General features: G+C 31.6%; 10 protein-coding genes and 1 pseudogene. 1 reads left to right on the top strand and 10 read right to left on the bottom strand.

The annotated features are described in order from the left end of the window. Nucleotides 1-78: 78 nt before the first annotated feature. The 5 genes and pseudogenes from tnpC to KPL51_RS19015 form a co-directional block, all read right to left on the bottom strand. A pseudogene (tnpC, locus tag KPL51_RS18995) lies at nt 79-1,092 on the bottom strand (IS66 family transposase); the annotation flags it as partial. A 78-nt stretch (nt 1,093-1,170) separates the two neighbouring features. Continuing rightward, the gene (gene tnpB / locus KPL51_RS19000; protein WP_216165028.1) at nt 1,171-1,542 is read right to left on the bottom strand and encodes an IS66 family insertion sequence element accessory protein TnpB; all 372 of its coding nucleotides are present in this window, start codon (nt 1,540-1,542) and stop codon (nt 1,171-1,173) included. After that, nucleotides 1,539-1,874, bottom strand: a complete 336-nt coding sequence (gene tnpA / locus KPL51_RS19005; RefSeq protein ID WP_216165031.1) for an IS66 family insertion sequence element accessory protein TnpA — start codon at nt 1,872-1,874, stop codon at nt 1,539-1,541. The genes tnpB and tnpA overlap by 4 nt, the downstream gene beginning before the upstream one ends. A 216-nt stretch (nt 1,875-2,090) precedes the next feature. After that, complete coding sequence (locus KPL51_RS19010; protein ID WP_216165034.1) at nt 2,091-2,663, bottom strand: transposase; 573 nt, start codon at nt 2,661-2,663, stop codon at nt 2,091-2,093. 132 nt (nt 2,664-2,795) lie between these two features. Beyond that, nucleotides 2,796-5,516 carry an ATP-binding protein gene (locus KPL51_RS19015; RefSeq protein ID WP_216165037.1) on the bottom strand — a complete coding sequence of 907 codons (2,721 nt, stop codon included), beginning with the start codon at nt 5,514-5,516 and terminating at the stop codon, nt 2,796-2,798. Nucleotides 5,517-5,936: 420 nt separating this feature from the next. Between KPL51_RS19015 and KPL51_RS19020 the strand changes: the two genes are divergently transcribed. Further along, complete coding sequence (locus KPL51_RS19020) at nt 5,937-7,130, top strand: hypothetical protein (protein WP_216165040.1); 1,194 nt, start codon at nt 5,937-5,939, stop codon at nt 7,128-7,130. Between the two features lie 501 nt (nt 7,131-7,631). On the opposite strand, the gene KPL51_RS19025 is transcribed toward KPL51_RS19020, so the two are convergent. From KPL51_RS19025 to KPL51_RS19045, 5 genes are all read right to left on the bottom strand, one after another. Beyond that, a complete protein-coding gene (locus KPL51_RS19025; RefSeq protein WP_224854536.1) occupies nt 7,632-8,183 on the bottom strand; it encodes a DUF4956 domain-containing protein in 552 nt (183 codons plus the stop codon). Between the two features lie 164 nt (nt 8,184-8,347). Next, nucleotides 8,348-9,829 carry a cardiolipin synthase gene (cls, locus tag KPL51_RS19030; protein ID WP_216165046.1) on the bottom strand — a complete coding sequence of 494 codons (1,482 nt, stop codon included), beginning with the start codon at nt 9,827-9,829 and terminating at the stop codon, nt 8,348-8,350. Between the two features lie 248 nt (nt 9,830-10,077). Next, on the bottom strand, nt 10,078-10,983 hold the full coding sequence (locus tag KPL51_RS19035; RefSeq protein ID WP_216165049.1) for a hypothetical protein: 906 nt from the start codon (nt 10,981-10,983) through the stop codon (nt 10,078-10,080). A gap of 14 nt (nt 10,984-10,997) precedes the next feature. Then, complete coding sequence (locus KPL51_RS19040) at nt 10,998-11,486, bottom strand: DUF3794 domain-containing protein (protein ID WP_216165052.1); 489 nt, start codon at nt 11,484-11,486, stop codon at nt 10,998-11,000. Between the two features lie 140 nt (nt 11,487-11,626). Continuing rightward, on the bottom strand, nt 11,627-19,705 hold the full coding sequence (locus KPL51_RS19045; protein ID WP_216165055.1) for a DUF11 domain-containing protein: 8,079 nt from the start codon (nt 19,703-19,705) through the stop codon (nt 11,627-11,629). Nucleotides 19,706-19,882 lie beyond the last annotated feature (177 nt).

Raw genomic sequence — 19,882 nt, forward strand, 5'->3', positions numbered from 1 at the left:
ATAACCATTATCTGAGAAGATAATCAAAAAATCGTGTATTTATGCAATATACGGAAATTTTTCTCGGATAATCATATTTCTAGGATAATGACTAAAACAAAGACACCGTGTAATTCCTTCAACCTTTTCATATCCAGCATATGCATCACTTACGTGATAACCATGAAAACCTCCAAGGAACTTCTTTGCATGATCACCCGAACGGCTACTAGTATATTTATATAAAATTATGGGAGGGCCTTCACAGTTGCCACCTCTATGTATCCAAATGTAAGATTTGCTTGATGCCTTTTTCCCCTCCTCATGATTTACCTGCCAGGTTGTTTCATCACCCATGATAACACTGCATTTCAACAATTGCTCGTGCATTTTCTCATATAGAGGCATAAGCCAGTATTCAGAACTGCGTATCACCCAGTTCGCCATCATGTCTCTCTTAAGTTCAGCACCCATTCTTTTAAAATCTTTTTCCTGGCGATATAGTGGTACTGACATCATATACTTTTGATACATTACCCATGCTACGCATGAAGGCGATGCAAAAGAGTGCGAAAGCACAGGTGCTGGTACAGGCGCGCAGGATATAGAATCATATGGATTAGTATCATTTTTCCCACATTCAATGCATTTGTATACATATTGGACGTAGTCCTTCATTACTAACTTTGCTGGGATATATTCCATTTCAGATCTTACTGTTTTCTTTCCAATTATCTTAAGTTCACTGCCACAGATTTTACATATAGCTTCTTCAGCATTAAGTACACATTCAATTACCTCATGTGGCAGTGCTTTAATCAACTTGTCTCTGTCACCTTTTTTTCTTACAGGTCTCTTATGTTCTTTAATATTTATAACTTTATTTTCGGTTTTATCTAAGATTTCATCAATTAGTTCACCAAAAAGGAAACATTGCCCATATACCTGTGGTGTTTTCTCACTCGATGCTCCAAAGCGCTGTTTTGATGCATGTAACACTGCTTGAGTGAGAATCTCAACGTTGTGCTCCAATAAAATCACCTTTTCCTGCAGTGTTCTGTTTTCATTTTCAAGTTGTCTAATACGTTGATTTTTTTCATCAAAAGACTGCATTTAAAAGGCTCCTTTCCGGTTAATTTATTAACTATATTATACCAGAAAAACGGCTAGTTTACTAGCTTTATGATGATATTAAAAAATTATATTTTCAGTATTAACATCTTCTCTATGTACCTTTTTTTGATCAATTTGTAGCCCTTCCAAAAGCCACTCCATTTGACGCTTTGTTATATCTCTTATTTCCCCCTGATTCTTTGGCCACTGAAATTTCATATCATCAGAAAGGAATTTTGTAACCAGAATAAAGCCATTTCGATCCCAGCGTAATGCCCTAAGTGAATTATGGCGCTTATTGCAGAATAAGAAAACACTTTTACCAGAGTAAGGATCAAGTTTAAATTTTAATGAAACCAATGCAGAAAGTCCGTTTTGTTGCTTGCGAAAATCTGTTGCACCAAGAGCAATATATATGTGATCAGCCTCATCGGCTATATGATGTATCATAGTTCCTGCAGAACTTTCATTAGTCCTGCTAAAGAAGTTTGATTGAAATTGCTTGGAACTGTTACCTTTATATTTTTAATAAATATCTGGAAATGATTTGATTTATCTGAATTAGTTAATGCCTCGTCGGCATTTGAAAGGATTGGAGTGATTTCAGCAAATGTCATTTCGTTGTCCGGATTTTGTTTTTCACTTATTTTATGATTCCAATAATGATACTTACCTTTGCTAATTTCATTGTTTTTACACCATTCTGAAACTGACATTCCGCTTTTAGTTCTTTTATTAATTATTTGCTTCCAGAGAAGCAGGTCTTCAGCTGTAGATCTCAAAATAAAACCTCCCATCGATTACTTTATCAAAGTATACCAAATGGGAGGTTAATTTACATTACGGTGTTTGTTCCATCGCTTACCATCAAAAGAGATATTATGAACATACGGTTTAGTACCCCATAAAGAAAAACCCATCCATTTCAACCACTATCCAAACACAAAAGATAGCAAAGCCCTTAATAAAGTTTTCGCTATCTTTTATCTGTATACTAATCATATAGTAATTGCATGCTCAACATATTTTTTATACAATTCAATGTTCTTGTCTTTAAAGTAAGATAGTATTCTATTACTACAAACAAACTTTTCTTTTTCAATACCTATATACACAGAATAGCTACTCCAACGGTAATTTTCAGGCCTTTCAACCATTTTCGCTCTTACTGGGTTCAAATGTATATATCTACTTGTTTCTATAACATAAGAATCTTCTTCTATGAGTTCTGAGCCATATCTTGCCTGAAAAAGGTGTCCAACATACATATATTTATTATTAAAATACTTTGCGTAGAATCTATTGACCCTCATCATTAAATCCTTTATATGCTTATCCTTTGTTTGAACTTGAAGATGCACATGATTTGTCATTAAGCAATAACTTAGTATTTCATATTGATTTTCTAAAAATTTCACTGCTTCTTTTACGATTATAATATAAACTTGATAATCTTCATTATCTCTAAAAATATCACTACGTCTATTTCCTCTACATGTTATATGATACATTGCATTTGGATACCATTCTCTTAATTTTCGTGCGCGTTTTAATTTTTCTTTTTCCTCCATAGATATCTCCTATTTTTTTATTTATTAAAATTATATCCTTTTTAAATTGATATAATCATTCTTAAATAGTAAAAATATTCGACATAAACCACCAGATACCAGGTTACATTCCTCACACCCACTCAGTTTTGTTTAATAAACATCTGAAAGTTCCAATTGTATGCTTTCTTTTTTATCTGTGATTTTATTACTCTGCATCACATCTCCATTAGGTACATTTTTTGAAGGAAGCATAACTATAAACTTACTTCCCTTACCAAATACACTTTCAACATATATACTACCACCATGTAATTCTACAATTGCTTTAACTAAACTGAGTCCAATACCTGTACCTTCTGCATTTCTAGATAGCGATTTATCCACCTGTTTAAATCTATCAAAGATAACATCTAATTGATTTGCTTCAATACCAATGCCATCATCTTTAACTGATATTTGAACGAATTCATTCTTATCTTTAATATCTACTAATATTTCACCGCCCACATGCGAAAATTTTATGGCATTTGATATAATATTTAATACTATCCGCTCTACTTTTTCTGGGTCACAATTAATTATTTTTTCCTCTGTATCCGTATCGAAAATAATATTTAACCCTTTGATTTTAGTAAAATTAGTTACAGACATAACTATGTCCTCTACAACTTCCACTATGTTATTATTTGATAAATTCAATTCGAAAAAACCAGCTTCAATTTTTGATGAATCAACTATGTTATTAATAAGTTTCGATAATCTGAAGCAATTTTGCTTCATTGAATCAATATATTTAATAAAAGAATCCTTCCATTTTTCTAATGAATCACTATTACAATACATATTTAATAACTGAACTGTTGCATATATAACATTTAGAGGTGTTTTAAGTTCGTGGGATATGTTAACAATAAACTCTTCCTGTGATTTTAATGCTTTCTCCATAATTATATTAGACTTTATTTCAGCTGTAACATCTACTATTAAAATTAATATTTCTTGTAGTTTTCCATTTACTTCAAGCATTGGTTCAAAAATAATATTCCAATATATCTCATTCCCATTAACCAAATATTTTTTTCTATTCAAATACTTAGTTTTCTTTTCTTTTAACACTTCATTAACAATTTGGGAATATTCGGTTGTTTGGAATATTTCGAACAAATATTCTATCCTACTTCCATTTATTTCACTGATTGATTTGATATCAGATCTGAACAATTTAGCGATATTAAATGCATTTTTATTTAAATTCACAATTTTTAAATCTGGACACGATAATCTAACAACAGGCAAATCAAAAGTATCTACCATCCTGTTTAAGAATTCATACCTGCTTCTTATAGCTTCTTCATGTTTAAAATAGTCTGTCATGTCTCGGTTACAAAGTACCCCTAAAGTAAATTTTCCCTCACTGTCATAAATAGGTGTTCCACTAACATCTACTTGTAATGTTTTACCAGCAAGTTTTACTACCATCCTCATATTTTTGAATTTTTCACCCCTCATAATCCTACGAGATGGTGTATTTTCCGAGTCAAGTTTCCCTCCTAAAGCATCAAAAAGCTCAGCTTGTTTATACCAATCACTTGTCTTAACTGTGTGTTCATAAAAGGGCGAAAACATCTCTCTTTCTGATTTGTTATATAATATATATTTCTCATCATTATCAAAAATAGAAATACCATCAGCTATATTTTCTATGATAGCTTCTAATTCCTTTTTCTGTTCTTCGATTTTTCTAGACTGCTCAATTGTTTCAGTAATATCATGAAAACACGATACTACCATTGTTAAATCTCCATTCGTATTATAAATTGGAATTGAACTAATTTCCACAAAATACTCATTATTAGGCTGCCTTATAAACATCTTAACGTTTTTTACTATTTCACCTCTTAAAGCTCTAAGAGAAGGAAAATCTTCTAGTGATATTTCATTTCCTGCCATGTCAAATATTTTAGTGTTTTTAAAAGCACCCGCTAAATCATTTACTCTGTCCAATTGATAAACTAGTTTTATTGCTTCTGGATTTATCCTTATAATTTCACTTTTATTATCAACAATCATTACTCCCCCAGATAAGTTTTCAATTATACTAATAAGTTGTGTGTTTTGTTGCTGTAACTGTTCCTTCTGCTGCTGGATTATCTTGTTTTGTCGTTCTATACTTTGATTTTTTAAAACCCTTTCAGTAACTTCACAAGTGGTTACAAATATGTATTTAATCTTTCCGCCTTCGAATATAGGTGTTCGTATAGAATCCCAATAAGTTATTCCTCTCTCAAACTCATCAAATTTAAATTCTTTTGAATAGCTAGTCTTTTGTGTTTGAAGAAGAGTGTTCCAAATAACTTCAATTTGGCTTCCTGCAAATCCTGTTACAATTTCTCTAATAGATTTACCTATGCTATTTTCCTCTTTATTAAAAGATAAACCTTGAAAATTAAGATAACTTTCATTAGCTTTAAGCAATATTAAATCAGGTACACTGTAAACAGCTGCACCGGATATGTTTTCAATAAATGTTTGTTCTACAAAAATGAGCTTATCATTAAGCCTGGATTTTGATTTCTCAACAAAAACATATTCTTTTTGATTTGTTATTTCACTATTAATAAGAGTTATATTCACTTCTCTTGGTTCAAGGAATTTTGTAAATATAAACCCTGTATAATCACTATTGATATTATCAAGAAGTATTTGCGAACTAATTTTTAGCATATCTCCTATTTCTATAAGTGACTTACCTATCAATTCACCCAATGCATACCCTGTGAACTCAATAAATTCTTTATTAACATCTGTTATAATACTATCACGCGAATACAAATACGGTTCTATTATTGTGCTATTAAACTCATACTCCAAGATGGCACCTCCCACTATATATATATATATACCCAAATAGGTTTCATGCATAAAATATTGAGCATTACTAATAGACTGTTTTGGGCATCATTTCACATATATTATATTCTTTCCTTAATAAATAGTCTACATCCGAGTTGTAGCGCAACTATATATTAATATTTAGTGTGCTCTTTTTCGTCTTTAAATTACATATATAAACAAAGTTTTTTACACTACTTGTATTTAATGATTTATATTGGTAAAATAGTAATTAGCTTCTGATATTTAAGAAGAATATTTAAGCAAATTTGCACGATTATATGAGATTTCTCACGAAAAAAGTAGAATAATCTTTGTCCAAGCCTACTTTTCGGTCAAAGCTTATTATAATAAGCCACTTTCTTAAATAAAATAAAAGAAATGAGATGATGTTTAATAATGAAATTTTCAAAAAAATTACTATTAGTATTATCACTAATTGTACTAGTTTTATCATTTGCAGCTTGCAAAAAAAAAGTTGCTACTAAACCAGTAGCAGCCACAACACCAAAGCAAACGGAAAGTGTGACTAGCAAAAAAACAGAGGATACTACAAACCCTGTATCAGGATCCATTTCTGATAATCTATATAAATATGAGGTTTTAATAAATGGTATCAAATATTCACTTCCAACTTCATTTTCTACCTTTGGAAAAAATAAATGGGTTGGTACAGACTTTGATAAAAGTACATTAGAACCAAATCAGTATAAGCTAGAGTATCCCAAGAATGGTGAACAAACTATGATGATTCAGATAGCAAATTTTGGCATGGATGTTTCACCAGTGTCAAAATGCGATGTTGGTGGAATTAAAATAGACTCGTTAAATAAAAATCAAGCGACCATCTCCATTGCAAAAGGAATTACTATAGGCTCTACATATGCTCAAGTAATTGCAGCATATGGCAAAGCAACAGACGAATATAAATCAGATACAATAACTAAATTAACATATAAATCTGGTACATATTCAAATTATGAGATTTCATTTGATACTAATATGAAGAAGGTATATAGTATTGAACTAGAAAATTTAGTACAGCCTGAAAAAACTACATCTACATCTGCTGATACAAATCTTCCAGTAGCAGTTAAAAATTATAAAGCACCTTCAAGTGTAGGTACGGATTTATTCTCATTTCAAGTAAAATATGGTGGTAATCTTTATAAATTACCAATACCAATTGCTGAACTCGTAAAAAATGGTTGGGTACTTCAATCAGATAATAGTAAAGTGATTGCTGCAAAATCAAGTGCCGTGGGTGTGGAATTAAGAAAAGACAATCAGGTGCTAAGAACTCAGATTCAGAACTATAGTGACAAGGGCGAACCTTTAAAAAACTGTTTTGCTACTTATGTTGAATACTACAACAACGGTGCAGTGATTCATTTAGAATTGCCAAAAGGTATTTCAGAGAAATCCACCATGGCTCAAGTCACTGCAGCTTATGGTAAACCTACTGAAACAGAAAAAAGCTCAACCTTTACCTATTATACATATGGAAAAATATTTGAACAAGTTGTCTTTATGACTAAAGGTGGAAAAATCGAAAAAATCGAGGTACAATATTCACCAAAGACTTTAGATTAATGTAATACAAACAATTATTTTTTTTCCAAGTAAATAGAGTGTAAGCTAAATTAGCTTACACTCTATTTTATTATGTTATAAAAGTTTATTTTGCGGTATTGCTCTGAGCACTTTTCATAGCATCTTGAAGCTTTTGATTTATTGTATCAGCTTGCACCTGAGTAAAGTGAATATGCTGCCCCCTTTACTATCTTATCTGAACTGATCACTATTGATTGATAATCCTTTGTAGGTGTAACTGTGCCCACTGAGTTTCCTTTGCTGTCTTCTAATTTTATATTAAAGGTTCCTCCCTCAAGGGCTATAGAACCTTTTGAAGCATCTGTATCATTTTAGGCTTTAATTCCATCTCCAGCAGCTTCGATTGCTATAGTTCCAGCATTAACTGCCACTATGTCTTTTCCCATTTGCCACTAATTACATAGACCCCTGCTGCTGTTATAGTGATTTTACTATCTTTTACTGTTGCTCCCGTACCTTTCAAAGTAGCACTGGTTCCAGTTAGCAGTTTTTAGAAGTTTTATTAGCTCCAAAGTTTACAAATTTAAGTGCAAACATCATTATACAAAGAGATGCTGTAAATAAGATACCATATCCAAAAAGTCCCACCCCTACTGCAAGTCCCGATGAGGTTGTAAAAAGCACATAAGATATATCCTTTGAATCACCAGGGACACTTCTAAACCTAATAATCATCAAAGCACCTGCCAGGCTAAAAACTCTTGCAACATTACTGCCTACCAAAAATACAATTATAGCTACAACTGTGGGTATAATAAACAAAGTAAGAACGAAGTTCTGAGAAAATCCTCCTTTAGTAGAAATTTTCATATAAGTAAAACTTATTATTGCACCTAAGATAAATGATACAATTATGGTTAATATGGCATCTCTTAATAATATTTGTTTATTATTTAATGATAATTGTCTATTACTTAACAATAGATTCTCATATTCTTTTCCGTATTTAGAGAAGCTCATTTTATATATCTTGTATTCAGAAAGCAATTTTGTTAACCAAATTGGAATATTGTTTTCTGCTTTAACTTCCATTTGTAGTAGTAATATTTAAAAATTGTGTGAACATTATGGTCAATAATAATTGATAAATATTATTAGCTAATTACCGAAATAAGGCATAGAAATGGAGATCAATACCTCCTTTTCTATGCCTTATTTACGTAGTGCTGTTGTTTTAACATAACCCAGTTCACTTTTTAAGCAATTGGCGCAATAAACCGCCAAATAGATTCATAAGCTTTTTCCCACAAGCCCCTCTTGGCATAAGTTTCAATATCGAATATTGTACAGTCTTTGACATCATTTAAAAATGTATCACGACATTTAATTGCAAAATCATTATTATATATAAATACATTAACCTCATAATTAAGGCTAAAACTTCTAATATCAATATTTGCAGTGCCTACTGTAGAAACATGATCATCTATAACAAGTGTTTTTGCATGCAAAAAACCTGAATGCAAATATACCTTTACACCACACTCTAAGAGTCTCGAAACGTTTAATAGTGAAACAGCATAAATAGATTTTTTATCAGGTATACCAGGTAGCATGATTCTAACATCCACACCACACGCTGCAGCAAGCCTTAAGGATTCTAATATGGTTTTATCTGGAATAAAATATGGTGTCTGAATATATAAATACTTTTTTGCAGAAGTAATCATTTTAACATAACCATCTTTTATAGTGTCATTTTTAGTACTTGGTCCACTTGAAATTATTTGTACTCCTAAATTTCCTTCTTCAATTGGAGTATACATACTTTTTAATAACTTTTCATCAAACATCAGTTTAGCTTTATTCTTCTTTCTAAAGCTTTGATTTTGCAAAAATACCAAATCAGTCCAAAACCTTGTTTGAAGTGATAGTACACTGTTCCCGGTCAACCGTATATTTGTATCCCTCCAAGGTTTATTTATCTTTTTCAAGCCAAAATATTCGTCTCCCACATTAATTCCACCAGTATAAGCAATTTCCCCATCAACAATAACTATCTTCCTATGCAATCTATAATTGACAAACATAAAACTTTTTAACAATGAAGGCAAAAATCTGTATACGTGTCCCCCAGCTTCTTTTAAGCCATTAAACTCACTCTTATGAGTATGTAAAGAACCAATAGTGTCATATATTAGTGTTACTTCTACTCCCTTACTTGCCTTTTCTATTAAAATAGAAAGGAATTCACTACCAACATTATCTTTTGCTTTAAATATGTAATAGAGTACTTCAATACTTTTTGTAGCATTTTTAATATCTTCAAACATGCGAGAAAAATTTTGCTCTGCACTTATTAAAAGTTCTACATTGTTATTTTGAGTAAAATAACTCATTGCATTTTTTGAGTTCAATGTTATTAAATCTATGTACTTTTCAGTTTCTACTTCTTTAAATTGTATTTTATTTCTTGCGATATCATGAATTTGTTTATCAAGAGCTTTATTGTGCTTTTCTTCGATTTCATTCATACCATATTTTTTTGACATAACACGCATTCTGTATTTATTGCCAAAAAGGAAATATAAAATAACCCCCACATAAGGTAGAAAAAAGAATACTAAAAGCCAAGCAAATATAACTCTGGTATCACTTCGTTTAACAAAAATTAGTGTTAAAACAGATATAATATTAAATGCGTATATAAGTATTAAAACAATAGTAGATAAATTCATGTTACTCCCCTCTTGATAATATTTATTTTAATTAGAAATCCAAAGTTAAATAACTGTCTTGTTAAGAAAAATATTACATTACCTCATACGAATTAGCAAGTATAATTGTCAAAAAGTGTGACTTAACAGATTCGTTTATCCTCCTGTTAAGCCACTAATATCACTCAACTATCATTCCACTCCAATATGATTAAACTAATGTATTAATCATATTTATAATATGAAAAACTAAGATAAGTGTACATGCTCTAAATCAACGATATTAAAATGGTGGAATCTACTTTAAATCCTCTGGTTTTTAAAGGTGTAATTACTGTACTTTCTATAGTTATATGAAAATCCGGCTTATTAGAATAATAAATCCCCTCTGGTACAACTAGAGAAGTTGAAAATCCACTAATGAACTTTTTGCAACAAATTCGGGAATATTTTTTATTAATGTAAGCTATGCTATACTCCACAACTCCCATAATCAGTATTTTATAACCTGATAAGTAGACACCTTCCTCTGAAATCCCCTTAGGAGTAGTTAAAATTTTTGTTTTCATTACATTTACTTTAGTAGAAATGTTAACTATATTTTTATTGTGAACGCATGAATTACACATTTTAAATTCATTGGAAATATTAATTTGTTTGAACAGTCTATTTTCAACAGTTGTGAAGGTTACATTTGTTTTTATTGTAACTCTTATTGGGGCTTTTTCTAAATTATAGATATAATCATAAGTTATATACGCATGATTTTTAATTTTCATACATATTGTATGCTGTAAAACTAGCACCTTAAATGTTATAAGGCATGTAGAAAATGCTTCTAAAGTACCTACATAAAATCCACAGTTTGGATCTAGCTTTTTATTCCTAATCCTATTCACTTCTACAGAACTACATATGAACTTTTCGACACTGGGAACTAGGTCTCGAAAAAAAATATTGCTAACACAATACATGCTCTTGTTTATTATACAGATGCTATAAGTAAGAATATCGAATATGCAGGCAGTAGATTTATCGACTTTCTTTACTGCTACAACCGAATTTTCCATTATTACTGTTTTAACAATATTACTGAAGATGGTATTACATATTATAGGTCCAGAAGGTGATACCCTATAGTGAAAATCCACTCTACTTTGATTTATTACTTCCATATATTAATTATCCCTTAAGAATTATCTAAATATTGTATAAAAATGGCAGCATTAAAAAACAACATATTGTCGCTAAGGAGAGTGGCTGTAGCATCTTCAATCATGTATCTTAATTTAAGTATTCCATCTTCACTTGTACCTTCAGGTACTATTATGAACTCTGAGAAGGGAGCCTCTTCATCAACATCAAATAAATAGTCAAGTATATAGGGAATATAAAAGTACACAGTAAATGTTACAGTTCCCATAATTAAGAGCTTTTTACTAGATAGATGCTGTCCCTCTAGTGAAGTTCCTTTTATTGTATCTACTACTTTGCAATCACTTATATTGATACAAGCAACGGAATCACAGATAATAAATGGCTTACCATTATTTGTAGGAATACAAATACTTTTTCCCACGTTAAAATCAGTAAAAAATTGTGCTTTTTTACTATAATCCAATTCACTATAATCCAATAGTTTAATGGGCTCTAAAAATATATTATCTTTGCTAATCATTTTAATCAAACTTCCTCTTTTAATTGATATTAAAATAGTAGCTCATATTATTTTATTCTAAAAGTATATAATTGTTCTAGTAATTAATTAAAAAAATGGCTAGCATTGAATGTAACAATGCTAGCCATGATGCTTTTATATTAAATTATTACTTGTACTTTATAAACCACCGTTACTATCTCACCTGGTTTAATTGTATTAAGAGGAAATCCAGCTGCTGGGTTGTAGGTTGGCTGAGGTGTTCCATTTACAGTTACTGAGCCAATTACAAACACTGCATTTGCAGGTGTAGGGTCTAAGAAAATTACATTAGTAGCATCTACATTACCTATATTGGTAATTACAATAGTATAAGTGAGGTTTTCACCTATAGTAGCGTACGCCTTATCAACTGCTTTGGTTACACTTAGGTTACCAAGAGCAATATTCGTAGTGGTAATGTTCGAGAATGTGGTTTTGCTAAAAGGAGGTTCTTTAGGGTCTACAAGATACTTAAATGTTAAAGTGGCTTCATTAGTAACTTTACTGCTTGCCGGAACAGAAGTTACAGTTGCGGTAAATACAACATTTACCACCTTACCAATACCAATATCTCCAAGGCTAAAGCCCACTGTTGGGTTAAAATTAAGTTGTGGTACGTTATTCACCAATACCGAACCAGAATTAAAGGTTGCACCCACAGAAGGTGTATCATAAAACATAACATTACTAGCAATAGCATCACCTGAATTAATTGTATTAATTGTAAACGTTAGAACATCGCCTAATGTAGCAATAGATTTATCTACAAGTTTAGTAGCTGTAAGCTGACCTAATACAACACTCGTAGTTACGGTATTTGAGAAATTAGTTTTTATTATAGTAGATCCATTCGGATCAGTTTTGTAGCTGAACTGTACTTGTGAAGTATTTGAAACTAGTGGCGGCAATGGTAGTGAATCTATTTTTACATCAAATTCCACTATAACTACCTGAGCTGGTCCTAAATTATTTAGAGGAATTCCTATTGTAGGATCAAGTAGAGGATTCACTACACCATTAATCCTTACAGTTCCTTTAATAAATGACACTTCCTTTTGAAGGTTATCAGTAAATATTACATCAGATGCAGTAACGTTTCCAGTATCAGTTATTGTATTAGTATAAGTCAAAGTATCTAATACGTTAGCATATAATTTATTTACAGATTTAACTACAGATATATTGCCTACATTTACTAACGTGGAGACAGTATTTGAAGTAGCACTTATTTGATAATTAGGCCCTGTTGGGTCAATTTTATAAACACCATTAGCTGTAGCATAATTAGTGATTGTAGGCGGTACCGGTAATGATGTTATCGTGGCTGTAAACTTAATTGTTGAGGTATTTCCTGAAACTAAATCTGGAAGATTAAATCCAACTATTGGATTAAAAGTTGGCTGAGGAATGTCATCAACAACTACTGAACCAGCATTAAATGTGCCTCCATTCGAAAGAATATCAATAAAAAATAGTTGATTTACAGCTGTATTCCCATTACTTGTAACAACGATTGTATAGTTTAAGATGTTTCCTATTGTTGCATAGGTTAGATCAACTGTTTTTACTAATTGTAAACTAGCAAATCTTATATAGGTTAAAACTGTATTTGATTGTGTAGACTTAGTATAATCTTGACCATTTGGATCAATCTTGTAACTAAAAGTTACTAATGCATAATTTAGTACCGTAATCTGGGTAGGCACTTTTGTTACTGTTACCTTAAATGCTACTATTAGACTTCCCAAAGTAGAAATTGTCCCCAGACTGAATCCTATATTAGGGTCATAGTCAACGTAGCTTTGGCCATTTATAGTTACTGAACCGGTGTTAAATGTTACGTCTGATTGTAAATCATCTAAAAATGCTGCATTCAGAGCATCGACATCTCCAGTATTAGCTATGACCACAGTATAGGTTAATATATCATTTAATGTGGCATAAGTTTTATCTACTGATTTAGTAAGTGTCAATCGTCCCAAATTTGTTTGAGTAGTTACAGTATTACTATTCGTTTGATTAATAATGTCTGGTCCTAATGGATTTATTCTATAAGTGAATATTACATTTGCCGTATTTGCAATCAGTGATGGAACTGGAACAGATGTTACAATAGCTTTAAACCCAACCTTAACAGAATCACCAGCATTTATTGTACCTAAAGTAAAGGAATCAAATGGATCATACCCCGGCTTAATAACACCGTTTATTGTAACAGAATCTGGTACAAAGGTTGCCCCGGTAGGAATAACATCTCTAAAGTTTACTGATGCTACCGGCACATTTCCTGAATTTACTACATTAACAGTATAATCTAAAGTATCACCAGGCGTTGCATAGGCTAAACTTACCGCTTTAGTAACTGTGAGCTTACCTAAGTTTATTTGGGTTGCAACAGTATTACTCTGATCTGAGGCATTTATTAATGGGTCGCTAGGATCAACATAGTAACTGTAATTTACATTTGCAGTATTGTAAATAATTGAATTTAACGGAACAGATTTTACTGTTACAGTAAATGAAACAGTAGTTATTACAGCTTGTGGTATATCTGCTAAATTAAATCCTGTGTTAGGATTTAAATTTGGACTACTTACACCATTTATAACCACAGATCCACTGTTAAATAATGTATCTGACTTTATAATATCTTGGAAGAAAATATTTGAAGTTGGTACACTACCTACATTTTGAAGTGTGATAGTATAAGCCAACATATTTTCAAGTGTAGCATAAGCTTTATCAACAGATTTAGTAATAACAAGTTTTCCTAAATTAATGAAGGTTGTTACACTATTAGAGTTTGTAGTGATAGTTACTGTTGGATCTATTGGGGTAAGCTTATAACTAAAAGTTACTGCCGCAGTGTTAATAATAGTTCCGCTTGCAGGTAATGAATCTACCTTAATTGCAAAGCTAACTAGGTTTATTGCATTTGGAATTAAATCAGGTAATGGAAAACCTACATTTGGATCGTAACGATTTTGTATTACACCATTTACTAACACCGTTTCAGGAATAAATGAGCTACTACCTGGAACTAAATCTTTAAATACCATATTTGTTGCATTAACAGAACCTGTATTTTTTATACTCAATGTATATACTATGGTGTCGTTAACAGTAGAGTATACTTTACTTGCAAATTTTGTAACAGTAATTTCACCAACAGCAATATTGGTGAAAACAGTATTGGTAGTTATGCTTACTGGAATTAATGGTTGTAGTGGATCAACTCTATATTGATAGTCTATAGTTGCAAAATTGGGTACAACGTTATTTGTGGGCCTTGTTAGAACAGTGGCATTAAAAGAAACCGTAGTAGTTCCAAATGATGCTAAATCTGGTAATGAAAATCCTAGGTTTGGATTGACAAGCGGGCTAGGAGTCCCATTAATAATTACCGAGCCTGCATTAAATAAAATGTTACTGTTTAGTAAATCTGTAAAAACCACATTTAAAGCAGGTGTATTACCTTCGTTTATAAGAATAAAGGAGTAAGCTAATACATCCCCAATTTTTGCTAAAGTTTTATCTACTGCCTTAGTAGCAGAAACAATAGTATCATTTACGTTAACTGTGGTTTGATTAGAAGTTATTGTCTTTGTTGTTGGTGTACCTAATGGATCAACATAGTATGAGAAGGTTACAGAACCTGTATTTAGAAGTAATCCACTAGTTGGTATTGAATTTACCGTCACTGTGAATTCTATAGTTGTAAATTGACCAATTCCTATATCACTTAATAAAAAGCCAAAATTCGGGTTAAATAATGGCTGATTAATTCCATTTACAAACACGGAATCTGTATTAAATGAGGATTCAGTTTGAATAATATCTATGAAGGACATATTTTGTAACACAGTATTTGCTGTATTGGTTATTACAAAATTGTACTTTACAACATCTGTTACTCTTGCAAATGTTCTATTAGCAGCTTTAGTTATAGTTAAATTTCCTAAATTAATAAAGGTGGTTACGGTATTACTTGTTACATTCCCAATAATTACGATTCCTGATGGGTCTATATTATAGTCGTAATTTAGGAGTGAATTATTTGTTACAAAACCAGTAAGTGGAACACTACTAACAGTTACCTTAAATTCTACTGAAACTGACTGAGTTGGAATTATAGTGCCAAGTGTAAACCCAGTATTTGGATTCAAATTTGCCTGAGCTTGATCATTAATCTTTACAGACCCTAATATGAAAGTAGTATTTAATCGAGTTAAATCTGTAAAAAGTGTATTTATCAAATTAATATTACCAGTGTTCTTTATAACTGAAGTATAGGTTAAGGTATCACCAACCGTTGCATATAGTTTATCTACAGTTTTGGTATTTGTAACAGAAGCATTATTTATTGTGGTTGTTACAGTATTGCTTGTTATATTTCCTGTAATTTCTGTTCCGCTTGAGTTAATCTTATAACTGTAGGATAGTGTAGCACTATTAATTATAGTGTTTGGAGTTGGAAGACTTATTACAGTAACCTTAAAGGTTATAACTCTGATGCCACTAGGTGGTATACTATCTATGCTAAAACCAATATTCGGATTAAGGCCAGGTTTTGAAACATTATCAATCACTACAGAATTTGCATTAAAGATAGCTGCACTTGGAATTATATCTTTAAATATAACATTATTTAAATCCACAGTACCTGTATTAGTAGCTCGCAGTGTATAGGTTAATACGTCTCCTATTGTTGCAAACGCTAGATCCACTGCTTTTGTGAAAGTTATCGCAGCCACATTTACCACTGTAGTAACATTATTACTAGTTATTGTTTTGCTTATTGGTGGTGCCGAAGAATTAAATAGATAATCAAATATTACGGAACCGTTATTTATAAGAGTATTAGGTGATGGCACAAAATTTACTAGTGTATTAAAACTTAAAGAAACTACCTGACCTGCTGTAAGTGAGCCTAAAGCGAATCCAAGCTCTGGATTATAGATTGGTTTTGACAAGCCATTAATTATAACCGTACCTGGTATAAAACTAGCCCCTATAGGAATAACATCAAAAAAGTTTGTACTTGTAGCTGTTACATTACCTATATTGGATACATTAAAAGAATAAGTTAAAGTATCACCAAGGGTAGCATAAGTTTTATTTACATATTTTGTTACTTTTAAATCACCATTAACAATATTTGTTCTAACTTCATTTGATTTTGAACTATCTGTTATAACTTCGCCACTCGGACTTAGCTGATAAGTGTAAACCATATCTGCTGTATTTGCAATAACCCCTGAAGGTGGTACTGCAATTACACTTACACCAAATGATATTCTAAAAGTATCTCCTGGATTTAAATCACCAATAATAAACCCGGTTCTAACGTCATAACCTGGATAATTAATTCCATTTATAAAAACTGTCTCTGAATAGAATCTTAAATATGAAGACAAATCATCTGCAAATTTAACATTTCTTAAGGTTACAGTACCTGTATTTACAATATACGTAGAGTAAGACATAAAATCACCTACTACTCCATAATCTTTATCTACAGTCTTTGTAAAAGTAAAGCTCACAACATTAATTATAGTTTGAACTGTATTACCTGTTGCTGTTGTAGTGATGCTAACGCCATTTGGGTCTGGCTTATAAGAATAAACAAGCTCAGAATTATTAAGAACAACATTAGGAATTGGAACACTATTAACTAAGGCTTGGTACGTTACTACAATTGTGTTGCCCAGGCATATTGTTCCCACGCTAAACCCAACACTAGGATTTAAACCAGGTTGTATAACTCCATTTATAGCAACAGTACCGGGTATAAAAGAGGTTCCATTTTGTATTTTAGATAAAAATATAGTATTGAAGGCATCTATATTTCCTGAATTAGTTATCTCCACTGAGTAATATAAAATGTCCCCTATTGTAGCATAAGGTTTATCTACTGTTTCAATAATATCTACTTTCACAAAATTTGCTATTGTAGTTACTGTATTAGAATTTATTTCTGCATCAATCTCCGGTGAGCCTGGTTGAACTTGATATCTAAATGGCACGTTAGCAGTATTTTCTATAACTTTATTGGGATTTACAGCATTTAATAACATTTGATACTGAATATCAGTGGATTGCTGTGCTGGAATTGAATTTATAACGAAGCCAGTAAAAGGATTTAAAGTAGGTTTTGGTACACCATTTATGGTAACTGTTCCAGTTACAAATGTTTGACCATAAACAGGTGGCTCAATTACATTTACATTTGTAGCCGTTATATTACCTATATTCGTTAAATTTAAGTTATAGGTAACAATTTCACCTACCTTAGGGTAGTCGTTGCTAGTGCATCTTTTGGCAACAATATCTGTAAATTGTATTTGAATTGGCAATATATTACTTAATATAGTTCTTGTTATAGGGAAAGGAAAAGCGGGATTAATAGTAGTAAATGTAACTTTAGTTGAATTATCTACTATTGTTGATGGCGGTAATGATAAAATATCTACCGAAAATATTATTCTTATAGAACCACTAACAGGTAAATCAGAAAGTGAAAATCCGATATTAGGATCTAAGCTTGGATCTGATTTTCCATCTATAGATACAGTTCCTGTAACAAAAGAGCTATACTTACTTATAACATCTTGAAATAAAACACTTGTTACTGGGACCGTACCAGTATTTTTTATATCAATAGTATAATTTATTCTATCTCCAACTAATGCGGTTTGAGCAGAAGATATTTTTACTACGGATATTGTTGCTGTAATTACATCTATAGTTATAACTTTTGACGTTCCATAATTGGTTGTGGTAGGTGATCCTGATCCAGATACAAATGAATAATTGTAGTCTACATATCCTTTTATAGTTTTACTCACAGGAAGAGAGTTTACTCTTACTGAAAAAAGAACATTTGCTACTCCAGTTGGTTCAATGGTTCCAATGTTAACACCCTTTGCTATATCTGCTCCTGGACTTACCACCCCATTTACCGTGAAGGAATTTGGAATATAAGAACAGGCAGGATCCAATATGGTAGATAAAATAAAGTTATTTGCAGCACTTTTACCACTGTTGCTTACTTTTACTGAATATATTAATTGCTCTCCAACTTGGACTTTACTTGCGCTCTTTCCATCGGGGTCATAAATATTAAAATCTACAACTATATCTGGAGCTACTGCATTTACAGAAGTACCAGATTCAACAATCATAACACCATCAATAGCTCCACTTTCAGTTAACTGTATCGCTAACTGATTCTGATTTGTAACTAAAGAATTACTAAAGTTTATATTTGTTAGATCCCACTTATTTCTTCCCCCCGTAACTTGAGTAGGAACAAACCCATCATGATTCTTAGTTCCATTTGTACCACTAATATTAATAAGGCCTACATTAGCATCTATTGGATTGCAGATATTAATTTGTCCAGGAAAAAAGCTATTATAAGGATTGTTTGGAGAAGTTCCTGGATTTGGATTTGGGGCTCCAACAGGATTTCCCTCTACTGTTAAATTTGCAAATGAGGGACCAGTTTTTAAAGTTTCTACTCCTTTAAGAGGCTGTCCATTTGCACAAGCAAAAATTATATTACCCTTTAAATCATTTTCATCACTAGAAGTGGCAAATCCTGTAATTGTTGTTTGAAATGGATTACTGTTAGTAGCAGGTTCTATTCCAGATAAAAAAATTATTTTCTTTGGAACAAAAACATCATTTCTATATATAACAGTTAATGTCCACCCAGCTCTAGTAGATGATAAACCTACTGCTGGCAAACTAGTTGGAACAGCTGATACAGTATAGGTTCCACCTAAAGATGCCTTAATTATATTTGTTATATCTGTGCTTCTAAATCTATCAATATTACCAGATACATCTGTATAACTTTCTGTATTTTGTGGAGAAATTTGATTTACACCAAGAGGTGTAGTAAATGTTATAGGGTTATCTTGAATGCTTCTAACATCTAATGACCCTGGAACATCAGATTTAACAGTAGAATACCATATTAATTCTGCATAAAGTATTGTACTATCTCCCAGAATACTTATAGTCCCATTACTACCAGATGCTGCCCAATTTCTTGTAGTACCACCAGCGACTGTTATCATATCAGACGTGTTATCATCTATAGTTGTGGAGTTACCGCAAATTACTAAACTATTTCCAGTAGCATTTATAATGGCCTTATCAATGGCTGAAAAACGATTAATTAGTGTCAATCTTATTAGCCTCCTTATTATCATAGCAATGAAAGCATGATAAAAAAATAGTATTGAATAATTGATATTTATTCAATACTATTTTATGAGTGCTCTGCTAAATGGTGACAAGACAGAGAAATATCGAACAGTAACGAATATATGGGAATATATTATATTGTAGCAAAGACTATTATA

The organism is Clostridium bowmanii, assembly GCF_018861315.1.
Taxonomy (GTDB): Bacteria; Bacillota; Clostridia; order Clostridiales; family Clostridiaceae; genus Clostridium_AD; species Clostridium_AD bowmanii.